This window comes from Anaerococcoides asporogena, from assembly GCF_029590275.1.
Taxonomy (GTDB): Bacteria; Bacillota; Clostridia; order Clostridiales; family Clostridiaceae; genus JG1575.
In genome coordinates, this window is record NZ_CP120965.1 from 3,292,865 (window position 1) to 3,310,349 (window position 17,485).

At 51.3% G+C, this 17,485-nt stretch carries 15 protein-coding genes; 6 read left to right on the top strand and 9 right to left on the bottom strand.

Annotation, left to right across the window (positions count from 1 at the left end):
- Positions 1 to 27: 27 nt before the first annotated feature.
- Entirely contained in the window at positions 28 to 1,269 is a 1,242-nt protein-coding gene (locus P6M73_RS15055) for an aminopeptidase P N-terminal domain-containing protein (protein WP_277853836.1), read from the bottom strand.
- A gap of 204 nt (positions 1,270 to 1,473) precedes the next feature.
- On the opposite strand from P6M73_RS15055, the gene P6M73_RS15060 reads away from it, so the two are divergent.
- Entirely contained in the window at positions 1,474 to 2,199 is a 726-nt protein-coding gene (locus tag P6M73_RS15060) for a DUF937 domain-containing protein (protein WP_277853837.1), read from the top strand.
- Between the two features lie 324 nt (positions 2,200 to 2,523).
- Here the strand turns inward: P6M73_RS15060 and P6M73_RS15065 are convergent, their stop codons facing one another.
- The 4 genes from P6M73_RS15065 to P6M73_RS15080 all read right to left on the bottom strand — a co-directional run bounded on the left by P6M73_RS15065 (position 2,524) and on the right by P6M73_RS15080 (position 5,587).
- Positions 2,524 to 2,961, bottom strand: a complete 438-nt coding sequence (locus P6M73_RS15065; RefSeq protein WP_277853838.1) for an ACT domain-containing protein — start codon at positions 2,959 to 2,961, stop codon at positions 2,524 to 2,526.
- Positions 2,962 to 2,965: 4 nt separating this feature from the next.
- A complete protein-coding gene (locus P6M73_RS15070; protein ID WP_277853839.1) occupies positions 2,966 to 3,925 on the bottom strand; it encodes an L-threonine 3-dehydrogenase in 960 nt (319 codons plus the stop codon).
- A gap of 24 nt (positions 3,926 to 3,949) precedes the next feature.
- On the bottom strand, positions 3,950 to 5,143 hold the full coding sequence (locus P6M73_RS15075; protein WP_277855794.1) for a glycine C-acetyltransferase: 1,194 nt from the start codon (positions 5,141 to 5,143) through the stop codon (positions 3,950 to 3,952).
- A 135-nt stretch (positions 5,144 to 5,278) separates the two neighbouring features.
- A complete protein-coding gene (locus tag P6M73_RS15080; RefSeq protein WP_277853840.1) occupies positions 5,279 to 5,587 on the bottom strand; it encodes a hypothetical protein in 309 nt (102 codons plus the stop codon).
- A 387-nt stretch (positions 5,588 to 5,974) separates the two neighbouring features.
- Between P6M73_RS15080 and P6M73_RS15085 the strand changes: the two genes are divergently transcribed.
- Positions 5,975 to 7,672, top strand: a complete 1,698-nt coding sequence (locus P6M73_RS15085) for a M3 family oligoendopeptidase (RefSeq protein ID WP_277853841.1) — start codon at positions 5,975 to 5,977, stop codon at positions 7,670 to 7,672.
- A 155-nt stretch (positions 7,673 to 7,827) separates the two neighbouring features.
- On the opposite strand, the gene P6M73_RS15090 is transcribed toward P6M73_RS15085, so the two are convergent.
- The gene (locus P6M73_RS15090; RefSeq protein WP_277853842.1) at positions 7,828 to 8,562 is read right to left on the bottom strand and encodes a hypothetical protein; all 735 of its coding nucleotides are present in this window, start codon (positions 8,560 to 8,562) and stop codon (positions 7,828 to 7,830) included.
- Between the two features lie 161 nt (positions 8,563 to 8,723).
- Between P6M73_RS15090 and P6M73_RS15095 the strand changes: the two genes are divergently transcribed.
- Positions 8,724 to 8,963, top strand: a complete 240-nt coding sequence (locus P6M73_RS15095; protein ID WP_277853843.1) for a metal-binding protein — start codon at positions 8,724 to 8,726, stop codon at positions 8,961 to 8,963.
- A 339-nt stretch (positions 8,964 to 9,302) separates the two neighbouring features.
- Here P6M73_RS15095 and P6M73_RS15100 read toward each other — a convergent pair whose 3' ends face one another.
- Entirely contained in the window at positions 9,303 to 10,295 is a 993-nt protein-coding gene (locus P6M73_RS15100) for an IS5 family transposase (RefSeq protein ID WP_277853844.1), read from the bottom strand.
- Positions 10,296 to 10,620: 325 nt separating this feature from the next.
- Here P6M73_RS15100 and P6M73_RS15105 point away from each other — a divergent pair, with 325 nt between their 5' ends.
- The 3 genes from P6M73_RS15105 (at position 10,621) to P6M73_RS15115 (ending at position 14,406) form a co-directional block, all read left to right on the top strand.
- Positions 10,621 to 12,249, top strand: a complete 1,629-nt coding sequence (locus P6M73_RS15105) for a helix-turn-helix domain-containing protein (protein WP_277853845.1) — start codon at positions 10,621 to 10,623, stop codon at positions 12,247 to 12,249.
- A 64-nt stretch (positions 12,250 to 12,313) separates the two neighbouring features.
- On the top strand, positions 12,314 to 13,654 hold the full coding sequence (locus P6M73_RS15110) for a YjiH family protein (RefSeq protein ID WP_277853846.1): 1,341 nt from the start codon (positions 12,314 to 12,316) through the stop codon (positions 13,652 to 13,654).
- A 74-nt stretch (positions 13,655 to 13,728) separates the two neighbouring features.
- Positions 13,729 to 14,406, top strand: a complete 678-nt coding sequence (locus P6M73_RS15115; RefSeq protein ID WP_277853847.1) for a flavin reductase family protein — start codon at positions 13,729 to 13,731, stop codon at positions 14,404 to 14,406.
- Between the two features lie 470 nt (positions 14,407 to 14,876).
- Here the strand turns inward: P6M73_RS15115 and P6M73_RS15120 are convergent, their stop codons facing one another.
- Positions 14,877 to 15,872: a polysaccharide deacetylase family protein gene (locus P6M73_RS15120; protein WP_277853848.1), complete on the bottom strand. Its 996-nt coding sequence runs from the start codon at positions 15,870 to 15,872 to the stop codon at positions 14,877 to 14,879.
- Between the two features lie 125 nt (positions 15,873 to 15,997).
- On the bottom strand, positions 15,998 to 17,485 hold the full coding sequence (locus tag P6M73_RS15125) for an MATE family efflux transporter (RefSeq protein WP_277853849.1): 1,488 nt from the start codon (positions 17,483 to 17,485) through the stop codon (positions 15,998 to 16,000).

Genomic DNA, 17,485 nt, shown 5'->3' on the forward strand with positions numbered 1-17,485 from the left:
CGTTCCGTACCAGCCGAGTCTGTTTCCTTAGCGGGCCAGAATGCGTTCGATCTCCTCGACGTCGCGGGGAATGTCGAAGGACAGATTCTCCATGCCGGTTTCCGTGACCAGGACATCATCCTCGATCCGGATGCCAATGCCCTCTTCCGGAATGTAGAGACCGGGTTCAACGGTAAGCACCATGCCGGGCGCCAGGTCCTGGTCGCGGGATCCCACGTCATGGGTATCCAGACCGAGGTAATGGCTGACGCCGTGGAAGTAATACTTGGAGACGCCGGAGGCATCCTCGATCAGACCGATGCGGACCAGTTCTTCGGCATAGGTCTCCCGCACGATCTCATTCAGGCGCTTAAAGGGAACGCCGGGCTTGATGGCGGCAAACACGCGCTCCATAGCCAGCCGGACAATCTGATAGAGTTCTTTCTGACGGTCGGAGAACTTGCCGTTGATGGGGAACGTCCGAGAAATATCGGCACTGTAGGAGTTCCACTGGGCTCCCAGGTCCAGCAGCAGCAGATCGCCGTCCTGGATGGGCTGATCATTGTTGACGTAATGGAGCACGGCGGCGTTTTTTCCGCCGGCACAGATGGTCTTGAAGGCGAAATCCTTCACTCCATTCTTCTTCAGGATGTAGTCAAACTCCGCTTCCATCTCATATTCGTAGGCACCGGGGCGACGGTTCTTCCAGAGGTTCAGGATGCCATCGCGGGTGATTTCGATGCCGCGGCGGATCTGAGCAACTTCCTCAGGGCTCTTGAACACACGCAGTGCCGCGATCTGGGGATAGATGTTGCCGATGCTGACATGGGGATAGGACTCCTTCAGCTTACGGGCATATTGTCCGCCGGCGGAGTAATCCGCCTCAAAGGAATCCTTCTCCAGATCAAAGAACAGGGTCCGGATCGAACCGGACTGGATTTTCTGATGCAGGAAGCCGTTGAACTCATCGATAAATCGAATCTCCCGGATGCCGGAAACCTCCGATGCTTTCTCCGGGGCGATGGTTTCCCCGTTCCACTTGGCCTTCAGCTCGTCATAGCGCTGAATGAACAGCGTTTCTTTCGTTTCGGCTTCGGTTTTCTCCAGGAACAGGATGACCTGTTCCTCGGCGATGCCGGTAAGGTACAGGAAATTGCGATTGGGGGCATAGGGGAACTTCTCATCCGCGGTTTTCTTCAGCGCCTGGCCGCTGAACAGCGCCACTGCCGAACCGGTTTCAATCCGTTCCGCTAATTTTCTGCGATTTTCTACATACAAGTCTTTGGTCATACAGCACTCTCCTCTATATTTCTATCATTATTCTATCACCGTTCCCCGGCCAGTGGTCAATTAATAACAAGCTCTGAACATTTTATAAAAGGTTTTCAGAAAAAGCCCAAAGCCCATCCCGCTCCTGTACACTGAAAATAATCGGAGGATCTTCATGAATAGATAGGATCCCATCACAATAGACAACATATTGGAGGATAATTTATGGAACTGTTTGAAATGTTATTAAAAGGATTCGGCCAGGGACAGCAGTCCCAGCAGCAGCCCCAGCAGGAATACTACGATCAGCAGGAAGCACTGAGACAGCAGCAGCAGTATCAGAACCTGCAGCGTGATATGCAGAACCAGTATCAGGGCGGTTATCAGGCCCCCAGCCAGGACCAGTTCTTCAGCGGCGACCTGGGAGAAATTGCCGGCAAGCTCGGAGTTTCCCCGGACAAAGTCCAGCAGATCATTAAAATGGCACTCCCCCTGATCATGGGTCAGCTCGGCCAGAATGTTGAGAGCGATGACGGCGCCCGCTCGCTGTCCGACGCCCTCCAGAATCATGCCAACCGGCAGTACCGTTCGACTCAGGATATCGATGAACAGGACGGCAAAGGCATTCTTGGCCACATCTTTGGCGACAACGCCACCGACCGCGTGTCCGAACGCATCGGACAGGAAGCCGGTGTTGACAAGAACAACACCATGAAGATCCTGACCATGCTTGCCCCTCTGGCTCTGGCCTTCCTGGCGCGCAAGAAGCAGAACGAACATCTGGATGAGCGCGGCGTCAAGGATCTGACCAGACGCTACTCGGATGAAATCAACGACCGGACCGGAGGAAGCCTCTATGACGCACTGCGACAGCTGCCCGAGGAAGAACCCCAGCAGCAGGCTCCGGGCGGACTGCTCGGCAGCATTCTCGGCGGTCTGTTCGGCAACTAGCCCATAAAGGGACATCCGTGCTCCCAGAAGCTTACCCGCTCTGAATATACAATACAAGATCCCTTCTTTACCAGGCGGATTCCGCCTGGTTTTTTTATGGTGCCTGCCAAAATGGCTGAACAGCCTCCCCATATGACGCCAGACTGACCCGTCCGCTGTTCCAGTCGCTACTTGCGCTCAGGCCGGAACTCAAAATGCGGCATCCTCCGTCTGGGTGTCAAAACACCCGGATCCTCCTGGCAGGAAGATCCGGGTGTTTTATGAGAGTTTAACTGCTGCCTTTGGGGCGTTCGGACAGTTCCGGTGATTCTCGAAATCGACAGCCTACTCCATGGCGGAGATATCTGCCTCCAGGACATACTCCTCCAGGAGAAGCTTGTCGATCAGGTCCTTAATGTCGATGGACATGTCGGAGATGTCGACCGTCATGGTAACCATGGCCGCATCATTGATCGGAACGCCCTGGTTGATCGTGAGGATGTTGGCCTGATTGCCCGCCATCAGGTCGAGGACTTTGGACAGAGCTCCCGGCTTGTGATCCAGCAGGATCGAGATGGAGGCCTTTCGACCCCGGCTCATCTCGGAGAGCAGGAAGACATTGTCCTTGTATTTGTAAAAAACGCTGCGCGAGATGCCTGCCTTTTTCACCCCTTCGGTGATGTCCTTCACCTTGCGGGTCGCCAGCAACGTCTTGACTTCGATGATCTTACCGAAGATCTCCGGCAGTACGGTTCCGTTGACGATGAAAAACTGATCTTTCATCCCATCAGTCCTTGATGTTCAGTTTGATTCTCAATTTCTCCAGCATGTCGGTGGTCATCTTCGCCAGATCGTAGTCGGCCTTGAAGCCCCATTCTTCCCGGGCACTGGTGACATCGATGGAATCCGGCCAGGAATCGGCAATGGCCTGGCGGACCGGATCCACATTGTAGTGCATGGTGAAGTCCGGAATGTGCTTTTTGATCTCGGCTGCCACATGTTCCGGCGCAAAGCTCATGGCGGAGATGTTGAACGCGTTGCGGTGGATGAGTCTGGCCGGATCCGCTTCCATGAGCTGGATGATGGCATTGAGGGCGTCAGGCATGTACATCATGTCCATGTAGGTGCCTTCCTGAATGAAGCTGGTATAAGAATGATTTTTCAGGGCTTCATAATAGATGTCAACCGCGTAGTCGGTGGTTCCGCCGCCGGGCAGCGCGACATTGGAAATGAGGCCGGGGAAGCGGACACCGCGGGTGTCGACGCCATACTTTTTAAAGTAGTAGTCACACAGCAGCTCGCCGGATACCTTGGTAACTCCGTACATTGTCGCCGGACGCTGCAGGGTGTCCTGCGGCGTGTTCACCTTGGGGGTGCTGGGTCCGAAGGCGCCGATGGAGGACGGGGTGAAGAAATGGAGGTTCTTCTCCCGGGCCAGTTCCAGCGCGTTGACCAGACCGCCCATGTTGATGGTCCACGCCAGCTGGGGCTTGGCTTCAGCAACTGCCGACAGCAGAGCCGCCAGGTGGATCAGGGTGTCCGGATTGTGCTTCTGCACGATCTCGGCCATCATTTTGGGGTCCGTCACATCGAGAATCTCGAAGGGTCCGCCGGTGCAGGCGATATTGCTTTCATCCCGCCGGATATCCGTGGCGATGACTTCGTCGGTTCCGTATACTTCTCTTAATTTTCCTACCAGTTCAGATCCGATCTGTCCGAGGGATCCGGTCACTAAAATTTTCTTCATATAGTCTGCTCGTTTTTCAGGATTCTACTTCAGAATCCCTAATTCCTTTCCAACTTTTTCGTAGATTGCCAGGGCTTCATCCAACATTTCCTTCGTGTGAGCGGCGGTGGGCATATTGCGCACCCGTCCGGTTCCCAGCGGTACCGTGGGGAATACGATGGATTTGCAGTATACGCCTTCTTCAAAGAGCTTTCTGGAGAATTCCTGAGTCAGCTTCTCATCGCCGATGATGCAGGGCGTAATCGGTGTTTCGGATTTCCCGATGTTGTAGCCAAGCTTTTTGAGTCCGGCCTTCAGATAGCGGCCATTTTCCCAAAGTCTGTCATGATACTCTTCCGATTCCATCAGCATGGTAATGGCTTCCTTGGCTGCGGCAGCGGCTCCGGGAGTCAGCGAGGTGGAGAACAGGAACGGTCTGGCCCGGACTTTCAGCCAGTCAATGAGATCGCGGGTTCCCGCCACATATCCGCCGACCACTCCAATGGCCTTGCTCAGAGTTCCGATTTGGAAATCGATCTCCTTTGACAGGCCGAAATGGTGCACAGTGCCGGCGCCTTTGCCCATGACACCTGATCCGTGAGCATCGTCCACGTAGGTAATGAGGTCAAATTCCTTGGCGATCTCGACGATTTCCGGCAGCTTGGCCACATCTCCGTCCATGGAGAAGACACCGTCGGTAATGAACATGATCTTCTTGTAGAGGCCTGACTCTTTGGCAGCTTTGGCCTGAGCTCTCAGATCTTCCATATCCGAGTGCTTGACGCGGATGATCTTGGCTCTGGACAGGCGGCAGCCGTCAATGATGGACGCATGGTTGAGCTCATCGGACAGGATGGCATCATCTTTGTCCATTACAGCGGAAATAGCGCCCATGTTGCAGTTGAATCCGGACTGGAAGGCGATGGCAGCTTCCGTATGCTTGAATTCCGCCAGCTTTTCTTCCAGTTCCCGGTGAATGGCCATGGTACCGTTGATGGTCCGAACCGCTCCTGCACCCACACCGTATTTGGCGGTGGCATCGTTGGCAGCCTGGATCAGCCGCTCGTGAGTGGCAAAACCAAGATAGTTATTCGAAGAAAGATTGACCAGGCGCTTGCCTTCGATGGTAATCTCCGGTCCGTTTGCGCCATCAAGGATATTGATGACATTGTAGAGTCCCTTGGATTTCAGGTCATCCAGGTTCTCTTTTAAGAACAGATCCAATGCTTTGCTCAAAATTGATCCCTCCTGTGTACTTCATAGAATTACAAAAATGTGTTTCTGTACATAAATCAGTTTCATTATACACCATGTAAGCGTTTAACTCCACAGTCATTTACGGTTTACCAAAAAAATAAAGAAAGACTCTTTTTCCTATTCAGAGTCTTCGTCAGAACCTTTTTTTTTCACTTTTTCGGCATTCATATAGCCTTCCTGATACTCTTTTCGCCGTTTCATGAAGTAGATGAGAAAAGTCACTGTACTCAGCAGCAGAAAAATGAGCAGTGACAGCCGGTTTTTTGAATCCCCCAGACCACTTCCGGAAGGGGCGAACAGGACCAGAACGGACAGGATGACGCCGAACATGGACATCATGGGCAAAACCAGCCCGCCAATGGGATAGCGGGCGAGCGCCAGCTGGAGCAGACTCACCCCGGCGACAATCAGTACGATGTAGATCACGCTGAATTCCTCCTTTCACAATGTGACATATCCTCTCCTTTGACTATACGTTGGTTCTTTCCAGCTGTAAATGGGCAGTCGTTCAGCTGATTCGCCCCTGCCGGACGACTGCCCTGTTAATGCAGCGATCTAGATTTTTTGATCGAACCATGGATTGTAGGACAATTTTTGATTATAATTGTATCATGCATATCTAACATAAGTTCGTCAATCGTGGAACGATCCTATGGCTCACTTCTGCATTATTTGCTGCCTGTGTTTTGATGAAGCTTCTGATGATGAGGCTTCTGATCATGAACTGCCAGGAAATAAAAATCTGTTCAAACAATTCGCATTCAAGAGTGACATGCCACCAGATGATATCAGTATTAACAGGAGGAAGATCAAATGACATTCAGTGAAATGAACTACCAGCGTCCTGATTTTGACCAGACCTATTCCGACATGAAGGAATACCTGGTCAAAATGGAGCAGGCCGCAGCCGAACCGGATTTCTTCAAAGCCTTTGAAGACCTGGACACATTGTCCAATCACTTTGACACCATGGCCACGCTGTGTTTTGTCCGTTATTCCATTAATACCGGAGACGACTTCTACAAGTCGGAGCAGGACACCATGGACGAGCAGCTGCCGCGCTTCCAGGAAATCCCCAGCGAAGCAGCCCGGATCTGCCTGGAGTCTAAGTTCCGGCCGGCTTTTGAAGAAAAATACGGAAAGCATCTTCTGGAGAAGTTTGAGGTTAAGCGCAAGATTTTCACGCCGGAAATCGTCGACGATCTGGTGGAAGAGAACAAGCTGGTTTCCGAATACCAGAAGCTCACCGCTTCCGCAAAGATACACTTCGAAGGCGAGGAGCGCAATCTGTCGGGACTGACGCCCTTCATGGAATCCATGGACCGCGGCATGAGAAAACGGGCCAATGACGCTTCCTGGAACTGGTTTGCCGAAAATTCGGGAAAACTCGACCAGATCTATGACGCGCTGGTAAAGGTCCGGACCCGGATCGGCCAGAAACTCGGCTATGACAACTTCATTCCCGTAGCCTACGCCCGGATGGGACGCACCGACTGGACTCAGTCCGATGCCCGGATTTACCGCGATCAGATCGCTGAATCCGTCGTGCCCCTGACCCAGAAGCTTTACCGCCAGCAGGCCCAGCGCATTGGCATCGACCAGATGAAGAATTACGACCTCAATCTGAAGTTCCTTACCGGCAACCCGACCCCCAAAGGCGATGAACCCTTTTTGCTCGAAGCTGCAGCCCACATGTATGAGGAGCTCTCGCCCCACACCCATGAGTTCTTCACCCTGATGCGAAGCCGGGAACTGATGGATCTGACCACCAAGGCCGGCAAGGCCAACGGCGGCTATATGACCTTCTTCCCGGAATTCAAGGTTCCCTTCATTTTCTCCAATTTCAACGGTACCTCCGGGGATGTTGATGTCCTGACCCACGAAGCCGGTCACGCCTTCCAGGGCTGGCTCGTCCGGGATGCCAGACCGCGCACGCTGAATGACATCACCTCCGAGGTGGCAGAAATCCACTCCATGAGCATGGAATTCTTCACCCATCCCTGGATGGAGAAATTCTTCGGGGAAGACACGGAGAAGTACTTCTATGCCCATGTGGCTCATACGCTGAACTTCCTTCCCTACGGCGCGTCCATCGATGAACTGCAGGAATGGGTCTACGAACATCCCGATGCCGCGCCCAGCGAACGCAATGCCAAATACCGCGAAATCGAGAAGAAGTATCTCCCCCACCTGGACTATGACGGTCATGAATTCCTTGAGCAGGGCGGACGCTGGCAGAAGCAGCTCCATGTTTACCTCTATCCCTTCTATTATCTGGATTACACCCTGGCTCAGGTCTGCGCTCATCAGTACTTCAACTGGAGCCGCAAGGACCCCAAAGCCGCCTGGGCATCCTATCTGGAGCTGTGCAGCCAGTCCGGCCGCAAGCCCTTCACCAAACTCGTGCCTGATGCCGGTCTGAAGAACCCCTTCGCGGCCGGAACCATTGCCAGCATCACCCCGATGCTGGAAGAATACCTGGATCATCTGGATTATTCCAGGATCCAGTAACGGGATCGGGGAATACAACCCAGCGGTTCCGGTACTCCCGTAATCCACACATCGTCGGCAAACCAATCGCTTCAGACAGTCGATTTTTCGTGCCATCAGCAACAAGGTCCGAACGGCAGATTCTGCCGTTCGGACCTTATAATGGCTGACGGTATTTAATAGTGTCCCATTTCCCGGTTGCGCCGGACCAGGGATTCCAGTTCCTCTGTCTCGATGCCGGCATGAAGGATATCATGGCAATTGGCGCAGACCGGAATCAGGTCTTTCTCGACATCGGGATGGAAGCCTTCTTCCCGGGAAAACCGACGCAGATGAATCTGGGTCCGCCCCTTCCCGGCATCGCCGTAGATCGGGATATAGTCAAATCCGCACAGAGCACAGCGGGTCCCATGATACTTCATGGTCTCGATCCGCCACATGAAATTCTCCTCAATCGCCCGGAACTGATCCCGCGGGGTCAGAACCCTCTCGTCCAGCTCCAGGGTATTTTCAATAATCTCCCGGACAAAAATCAGGCAGATAGCGTAGTTAATGTCATCCAGCTTTTCAAAGCGCAACAGCGGCACGCTGGGGCTGTCGGTCCCTTCAAAAAAGTAGCCGGCCACCAGATCAGAAAACACACTCTTGAATTTTCTGCCCCAACGCAGTTTTCCCCTGCCCTTATCATAGGAATCCAGATAGATGGCGCAGGGGTAGGCAACACCAAGATAATGCAGGTAGATCTCCCGGCGTTCATGCTTTTCCATGTTGATCAGCGAGAAGTAATCCTTCACTTCATTGGTGATCCGTATTTCATTGTATTTCAGTGCGGACAGATCGGTGGACTTGACGGCCACCCGTTCATTGAGAACTTCCCAGGAGGTGTTCTCGTTGCGTATGAATTCAGACATATTCGAAGCCCACCTTTTACTATGAATTCATTATAGCAAAAACCCGTTGACTTTTGCCCTTATCCATCGCTTGAAATATTCATTCTATTTTTCTTGCAAATAACATACGTCAGTGTTAGGATAAGCAAAGAAACGACAACAGCCCCTTGGGAGGTACCACTTTGAACGTAAGAGAACTCATGAAATACATCGAAAGCGAATTCATCATCATAAACAATACCCCCTGCAACATCTGCGGCGGACAGTACATCACGGAATCCTCCGGCTTCAATATTGAGGACGGCATGCCTTCCAATGTAACCACCTGCATCTGCTCCACCTGCGGCAGCAAGCGGGAATTCTATTTCCGGGCGCCCATCGGCGGCCTCAATCCACTGTCTGACCGGAACGAGCTGAACTGATCACAGACCATTCACCAAGAGTCGGAACCGGCGAATAATCCTCCGGAAGCATTCAGAGAAATTACTATAAAGAAAATCAAAATGCAATAAATTGATCAAAACGGAGCAGTCCCCCATGGAGCTGCTCCGTTTTATGTTTTTTTGCAGGAATTTATGCCTGATGAACCATTCGGATTTATCCCCATCACAGATGATCACTTAGGGAAACACTGATTATTTGAGGTTAACGTTTCCCAGTTCGGTCATTATGTTGTTTTTTTGCTCATGGGTGCACAAAAATGCTGGATTTTAGTGCGATTTCAGCCCGTTTTGTGGGCTAACCCCCAATTTTGGGCGCACTTATCCCATGCAGAATTCTTTCGTTCGTTTTGCACGAATACAATTCAACAAATTGGCGCTGGCAAACAAGATGTTGAATCTATTCAAATTTTTGCTGATCCCCCGATAAACTACTTTGGCATAACCAAAGAACCGTTTGACGATCAAAAATGGGTGCTCCACTTTGCTTCGAACGGATGATTTGCGTTGTTCAATTGCCCGGTCCCACTGGATCCCGGGATAGTTCTTATTGGTCTTGATCTTGGAAGGGCGAACATTGCTGCGAAATTCAATAGTAGATAAGTGCGGATCCTCGGTGAATTCTTTTCTTGACTCGACTCCATTATAGCCGGAATCTCCGTAAGCTACTTCATCATCGGGACGAATCAGTTTGTGTGTCTCGTTTATGTCATGGACATTGGCCGCAGTCCCTGTGACTGTATGGACATACCCACTGCCGGCGCAAACTCCGGTATGAACCTTCATCCCAAAGTACCACTGATTGCCTTTCTTTGTCTGGTGCATCTCAGGGTCTCGTTCTCCCGTCTGGTTCTTGGTAGAACTGGGGGCTGCAATAATGGTGGCATCCACGATGGTGCCGCCATGCATCATTAGTCCGGCAGATTCCAAGCGTCTGGTGACATCATGAAAGATCTTCTCCCCCAAGAGATGGCTTTCCATTAAATGGCGAAAGTGAAGAAGCGTGGTTGCGTCAGGCACTTGCTGCGAGATGAAGTCCAGCCGCATGAATTTGCGCATGGCATAACTGTCATAGATGGCTTCTTCCATTGCAACATCGGAGAGGTTAAACCAATTTTGCATCAGGTACATCCGAAGCATTGTTTCAATTTCGATGGGCTTTCTGCCGCGTTTTCCCTGAGGATAGTAGGGGCGAATCATCTCGATCCAATCTTTCCAGGGAATGATAGTTTCCATAGAATCAAGAAACTCTTCTCTCTTTGTAGTCTTGCGACGATGTGCGTATTCAAAATCACTGAAAGTCTGCTGCTTCATAAGAAAAACCTCGCTGGTAACGTAATACTTAAATTATATCGTGAGAGCGTTCCTCAGAGTTACAGAAAACAGAATTAATCAGCGTTTCCTTAGAATAAAGCCATCTGAGGGACTGCTTCAGGTTTCATTCTCTTATCAGTCTTTTTTTTAGGACAAAATAACTAAAATTCCAGGCAAGATATTTTATGTACCCTGACTTTTCGCAGTGATAGGATGATGTTGATGAGAAAACGGTTTTATGTGAAAAAATATCCAGATATGCTGGACGGTGTTAAACTGGTGGCATGAACAATGTGGCCAATCATTCTGGCCGAAAGGATCTCCGATGAATCTGGTATTGATCAATGTCAGCAGTAATCTCAGCGAACAAATTATCAAGCAGTTCCCCCAATGCAACGTTAAATTCATAACGTCCCCGGAGCAGATCCCCGATCTGATGTCCTGGTGGCTGAGTGAGCCTGGAGTAACGGTTCTCTACGAGAATAACGGTGATTATCGGGCGATCCTGGAAAGAATCCGGGAATGTCAGCTTCCCGCGCAGTATCTGGCGGCGCTGACCAGAAAATCCATTTCCGAGATTCAGAATCTCATTAATGAGGGTCAGGTGAACCAGCTCTTCCAAATGGCCGACCAGAAGGATGACCTTTTGAGAACTCTGGATGAATTAATTCGGAAGGAAACCCATGAGAAAAGGGAGATGCCTCCTCCAGAAGATCCCACCGAGACCTCCATAGAGGAAACAATGGTGACATCCTTTTTCATCTACGATCTCATTTATGGAGATCTTGACAAAGCGAACCGAATGAAGACCCTTCGGAAAAAATTTGGTTTGATGGCTTATCCAAATTGTGCCATGACCATCATGGTGGATAATTTCTGGGAGCTCTGTCAGGATCTGGATAATAAATCCCGCTACGGGATCAAAATGGTGTACCTGGACTTACTCAAGGATTTCATCGAAACTGCCGCGGTGGACTGCATTGCCTGCTCCCTGATTGGAACAGATAAACTCATCGCCCTGGTCAACGTACCTGGTAGGGATCCGGAACAAGCCAGGGGAATGGTTGTTCAGCTTGCCCAGGACCTCAAGAAATTCATCAACCGCAAGGCTGGCAATACGGTGAGTATCGGAGTCGGCAGTGTCTATCCGGACTGGCAGCTCATCTGGAAATCTTATGAGGAAGCCTTCCGAGCGCTGGAGTATTCTTTTTACGTTGGCAGTGACAGCGTAATTCAGTTCGAGGAGACCCGAAACTTTACAACCCTGGAACACGATGAGGAGACGCTCCCCAGCTTCAAATACAATTTTTTCAAGAACATCAACAACTGGTCCGAGTCGGAAATCATAGCCTATTATGAGACAACTCTGGAGCATCTGGTCAGCAAAAGCTTCAGCAGCGAGACCATCAAGTCCATCGTGATCAAATATAATTTTGAAATCCTCGATTATCTGGAGCAGATGGAGCTGGCCGAACGAGACCTCAATGATTATGTGATCAAGGTCTCCTCCCAAATCCTCCGAGCATCCACGATGGAGAATATCAAGGCGACCAGCAATGAGTTCATCTCCATAGTCGCGGCGGCCATCGTCAGCCGGCGAAGTGGTAACGCGGTTTCTTCAGCTATCGATTCAGCCCGGGCTTTCATTGTTAAATACTATTATCGGGATCTCAGTCTTGAGGTCATGTCCCAAGTAAGCAATCTCAGCACAGCTTACTTCAGTCGGAAATTCAAAGAGCAGACGGGCCAGAATTTTTCCGAATTCCTGGAGAGGGCTCGCCTTGAAAGAGCAACGGAACTGCTGCTCACCAGCGACCTGAGTCTCAATGAAATCGCTGATCAGGTAGGTTTCAATGATTATTCGTACTTCAGCAGCCGATTCAAGAAAAATTATGGCATCGGGCCATTAATTTATAAACAACAAAAAAAAGGAGACGATCGAAAAGGTGTCTGAGCAGAATCTGAACGTCTTTCCGATCAGGGGAAATCATGCAAAAAAACGGACGGAGGAAATTAATGTGAATACCAGCAAACCCATCAGCGCCGGTTCAGGCAAACCAAGTTATGTCAGCACCGCCAACATCCTGAAGTTCTTAATCATTTCAGGTATCGGCATTTTCATGTTCTTTGCCCAGATAACGATCAACGGCAAGACGTCAATCCCGGTGGAGATCATCGTATCCTTCATCCAGAAAAACTTCATGTTCGTAGCCCGAATCTACGCACTCGTCTTCATTCTGCTGGGCGCAGCGCTGCCATTCATCCGAAAAACCTGGAAGAGCAGTCGCACTGAGATTGTCTTCTCTCTCCTCAAAATTGTCGGTGCCGTCGCCAGTATTCTGATTTACTTTAATGTCGGCCCAAAGGAGATTCTTGATCCCAATGTCGGTCAGTACTTGTTTGAATCCCTGGGTGTCGGTCTGGGTGTCCTGATCCCGATCTGTGCGATCTTTATCAGCTTTCTGATTAGTTACGGATTCGTCGATGCCATCGGCATGATCGTTCGCCCGGTTACCCGCGCGATTTGGACCACTCCGGGCATCTCAGCTGTGGATGCCATCTCCTCCTTTGTCGGGAGCTCGGCCATGGGTATTATGATCACCAATGGCCTATTCAAGGAACGTAAGTACACCATTCGTGAAGCGAGCATAATTGTCACCGGGTTCTCTGCCGTGGCCATAACCTTTATGGTCGTCGTCGCTGAGACACTGGGTCTGATGGAGATGTGGAACATTTTCTTCCTGGTCGCACTGATCGTAACCTTCGCGATAACCGCCATTACCGCCCGATTAAAACCTCTGAAGAGTCTGCCAGACACCTATATCCACAATGGAGAAGGCAGCGTGGAGGAAATTCAGGAGGGAAACCTGCTTCTCAACGCTTTTTATCAGGGACTTAAGGTGTCAAGCGAAGCCAAGCCCATCCTGAATAATATCCTCGATTACCTCAAGGATGCCATGGAGCTGGTCCTGGTCTATTTGCCAAATCTGATGTCCATTGGACTCATCGGACTGCTGCTTGCGGAATACACCCCTGTCTTCGATGTTCTTGGCTACCTGTTCTACCCTCTGACGTGGGTACTTCAGATTCCGGAACCCCTGCTGGCAGCAAAGGCAACTATTCTGGGTCTTGCGGAAATGTACCTGCCGGTCCTGGTAGTCACTGAAGCTCCCATGATTACCCGGTTCGTAGTGGGCATTGGAAGTATCACCGGAATTCTTATGTTCTCCTGCACCATCCCGGTCATAACGGCAACAGAAGTCCCGATTCCCCTGAAGGATCTGGTCATCATCTGGTTTGAGCGTGCTGCGCTTTCACTGATCATCACCACCCCCATCGCCTATTTACTCTTCAGGTAAGACGGCTGAATCCGCTCTCAATGATCCATCAGGTCAGTTCCCATTGAATCCACAAAAATACCACGGAGGAAATTATGTTTTACGAACCAGAGAAAAATGATCACGGACTTGAACACGCCCCCTTTAAATCCAGCACGGTACCGCGGGTAATCGGCTGGATCTCGACCAGGAACGATGACGGCACTGATAATATCGCCCCTTACAGTCAGTTTACAAATCTGACCTATGACCCCCCAATGGTAGTTTTTTCTTCCAATCAGCATCCGGTGACGGGGGAACGCAAGACTACGATCAAAAATATCGAGCGGACCGGAGAATTTGTATACAACATGGTTCCCCGTGAGCTGGCCCAGGCGATGAATGATTCATCCATCGCAATGCTGCCCCAGGGATTCAAGGATAAGTTCGAATACTGCGGGTTAGAAAAAGAAGGGGCACGCCTGGTCGATGTGGCCATGGTGAAAGGATCCCCCATCAAGTATGAGTGCCGTATCGTACATTCCCTTCGACTACCGGCCAATGGCGGGATCACCACGGTGGATGTCATCATCGCCGAGGTCATTGGGATTCATGTACAGGATGATGTGATTCTGGACAACGGCAAGATAGACATCGTCAAGATCGGACCCGTCGCCCGATTGGGCTACTACGATTTCACCATTGTAGACAATTCATTTGAGATGATTCCACCTCAGGTTGATGAGGAATATCAGGACCTTGTCAACCGCGGCCTGGAAGGTAAGAAAAAGTAACCTGCAACTGCCTTGAACTTACTAATCAAAAACATCGCCCGGATCCATAGTGGGGGATCCGGGCGATGAAAATTTTTAGGTATATGAGCAGCACGACTCAACTCGATGTGTTAATAACTGTTAAAATTTCATGGGTACTCAGCTGAAAGGCAACTTAGGGTACATCTGATCTTTGCCAAAACATCCGTTTGATTTCGTACCATTCTGGTTCGGATGCATTATTGCAGTGGATTGTCTGATGTAAGAATACGGGGATATCCATGCTCAGTCGATCATTGTAGTGACTTTGGGCAGCCCAGACTAATCATCCTGGTCCCTTGATTCAGAGGAATGGGACCCATGAAAAGGAATTAGTTCCTCCAGATAAAAAAATCGAAGATAGATTCAAAGCAGCTGCCGTAAAGTTTACAGCAGCTGCTTTCTACTTCCCGAGTTTTAAGTCGGAAGACTCCTGCTACTGAGACCCGACCCTATTTGAGGATGCCGAACTCGTAGCCCTGCTCCCGGTAATAATCAATGAGCCCCTGGAGCGCTTTGGGCGTATTGGGTAAATGGTCCGCGTCGTGCATCAGCAGGACGATTACGTGGCCATAGGCATTCTTCGTGGTCTTAACGGCGTATTTTACCAGGCCGGATGGGGATTTATCCCGGTTGTTGTAGTCGGCGTCACCGGTCATGGCATTCCAGTCAAGGTATTGCAACCCCATATTCCCCAGAGCCTGCTTGGCCTGGGTCATGGCCTTTCTGGCGCTGGTGGATCCGGTCCAGGAGAAGGATCCGCCGGGGAACCGGTATACGGATGGCTTCCAGGAGGCTCCCAGGACCGCCTGAATATTCGATGTGGCGGTTCGGACATCGCTCAGAATGGCTTCCACGTTGGCTTTGCGGCCGGGGTAGAGCTTTTTGTAGTTGTGGCTGGCCGTATGTATTGCGATGGCATGGCCTTCGTCGGCCGTCCGCCGGACGATGCCGGCGCGGCTGGAAAGATCACCGTGAGTGTAGTAGAAGAACGTCGCCTTCACGTTATTCTTTTTCAGGACATCCAGGACCAGGGGCGTCACCTTGGTGGAGGGACCGTCATCAAAGGTCAGGAACACCAGCTTCTGTTTCGGGTAGTAGGCGGCCTGTGAAGCATTGCGGGTCCAGTCCCGGACGGTTGCCGTATCGTATGCCTCTCCCGATTTGATATCTGACGGGTTGATGGGATTGGTCGTGGTGGAACCCGCGGTTGTGGTTCCGGCAGTAGTGGTGGAAGGTTTCGTCCCCGGAGTCTGTCCCGATCCGGCCGCTGTCGTAGTAACTGGCGTGGTGGTTGGTTTCGTCGCTGGCTGAGTCACCCCAGGTTTTGTGATATTTGGTGCATTCGACGGGTTCACCGGAACGGTTCCGGCTGTCAGGGTGCAGCCGGTTGCGGCCAGCGCAAAGAACAGGCTGAACGCCAGTATTTTCATTTTTTGCGATTTCATGTCATACCTCCGCTTCAAGCAATTGGGGGGGACCCTGGGTCCATTCGTCAGACGATGGCGTCCCGCATTAGGTTTACTATAGTCCCATAACAAAAGCAGTGGGTTACAATAGCATTACAGATTGGTCAAACTTTGGTTTCAAGGAGCTTGGGGCCTTGATCCTGATCAAACGACTCGATTTCGGATTCCTTTTGGGATTCCTTGTTTTCTTGGCTTCTGCCCTTTCCGGAAGCAGCGTGCTTTTCATCCAGCAGCTTAAACTGATACAGCAGAAATGCCAGACTGATCACTGTTGCCAGCAGATCGGACAGGGGCATGGCGTACCAGATGCCGTCCAGTCCGAAGAACCGGGGCAGGATCAGCAGGGCCGGAATCAGGAAGAACACCTGGCGGGACAGCGACAGGAAGAAGGACAGGCGGGCTTTGCCGATGGAGGAGAAAAAGTTGGAGGAAATGACCTGCATGCCGACCAGCAGCATCATCAGTTCAACCTTGACCAGGCCGTCCTGGGTCATCTGCCGCAGAACCGCATCTTCCCGCGCCATGGTGCTGACCAGCACCTGGGGAATGGCCAGGACAATAATCCAGCCCGACAGGGTCACTAGGCTGGCCGCGATCAGTCCGACCTTCACCGCCTGCTTGACCCGGGCGAAGTTGCCGGCGCCGTAATTGTAGCCAATGATGGGCTGAAGGCCCTGGTTCATGCCGAAGGTCGGCATATAGAAGAGAATGGCGATGGAGTTGATGATGGCATAGGCTCCCTGAGCCACATCCCCGCCGTACACCTTCAGGCTGTTGTTGAAAACTGCTCCGACCACGGAGCCGGCAATCTGGATAAAGAAGGGTGAGACGCCGATGGACAGAATCATCAGGATGATTCCGACATTCGGCTTCAGATTGGACAGGCGCAGCTTCAGCAGGCTCTTGCCGCTGACATAGTAGGACAGTCCCAGCAGGAACGCCAGCGCCTGGGCAATAATGGTGGCAATCGCCGCTCCCTTCACGCCCATTCCCAGGCCGGGCAGGTTAAGCAGCGGAATTCGCTCGTAAATGAAGATGGGATCGAGAATGATGTTGGTCACCGCCCCCACCAGCATCAGCATCATGGACCATTTCGGGCTGCCTTCAGCCCGAATGACGTGATTCAGGGCAAACCCGAAGGTGTTCCAGAAATTTCCGATCAGGATCCAGACGATATACTCCCGGGCAAAGCCGATGTTTCCTTCCGTGGCTCCAAAAAGCCGAAGCAGGTCATCTACATTGGCCAGGAAGAAAATGTTGAGCAGGAAGGACGTGACAAAGAGCAGCATGACGACGTTGCCCAGAATCTGTTCCGCCTTCTTATGATTGCCTTCTCCCAGGCGCAGGGAGATGTTGGCAGCTCCGCCGATGCCGTAGAGCATGGTGAAGCCCATCAGGACAAAGGTAATGGGAAGCGTTACGCCGATGCCGCCGATGGCAACGGAACCGCTTCCGGGAATGTTGCTGATGTAATACCGGTCCACAATATTGTACAGTGCCTGTACCAGCATGCCGATGATGGCCGGCATTGAAAATTTTAAAAACAGCGGCAGAATGGGCTCATCTCTGAGCAGGCGCTCGCGTTCAGTCAT

Coding starts and splice junctions, on each gene's coding strand:
- P6M73_RS15115 (WP_277853847.1), top strand. CDS start 13,729: ATGTTTTACGAACCAGAGAAAAATGATCACGGACTTGAACACGCCCCC.
- P6M73_RS15105 (WP_277853845.1), top strand. CDS start 10,621: ATGAATCTGGTATTGATCAATGTCAGCAGTAATCTCAGCGAACAAATT.
- P6M73_RS15070 (WP_277853839.1), bottom strand. CDS start 3,925: ATGAAGAAAATTTTAGTGACCGGATCCCTCGGACAGATCGGATCTGAA.
- P6M73_RS15120 (WP_277853848.1), bottom strand. CDS start 15,872: ATGAAATCGCAAAAAATGAAAATACTGGCGTTCAGCCTGTTCTTTGCG.
- P6M73_RS15100 (WP_277853844.1), bottom strand. CDS start 10,295: ATGAAGCAGCAGACTTTCAGTGATTTTGAATACGCACATCGTCGCAAG.
- P6M73_RS15085 (WP_277853841.1), top strand. CDS start 5,975: ATGACATTCAGTGAAATGAACTACCAGCGTCCTGATTTTGACCAGACC.
- P6M73_RS15125 (WP_277853849.1), bottom strand. CDS start 17,485: ATGACTGAACGCGAGCGCCTGCTCAGAGATGAGCCCATTCTGCCGCTG.
- P6M73_RS15055 (WP_277853836.1), bottom strand. CDS start 1,269: ATGACCAAAGACTTGTATGTAGAAAATCGCAGAAAATTAGCGGAACGG.
- P6M73_RS15065 (WP_277853838.1), bottom strand. CDS start 2,961: ATGAAAGATCAGTTTTTCATCGTCAACGGAACCGTACTGCCGGAGATC.
- P6M73_RS15090 (WP_277853842.1), bottom strand. CDS start 8,562: ATGTCTGAATTCATACGCAACGAGAACACCTCCTGGGAAGTTCTCAAT.
- P6M73_RS15060 (WP_277853837.1), top strand. CDS start 1,474: ATGGAACTGTTTGAAATGTTATTAAAAGGATTCGGCCAGGGACAGCAG.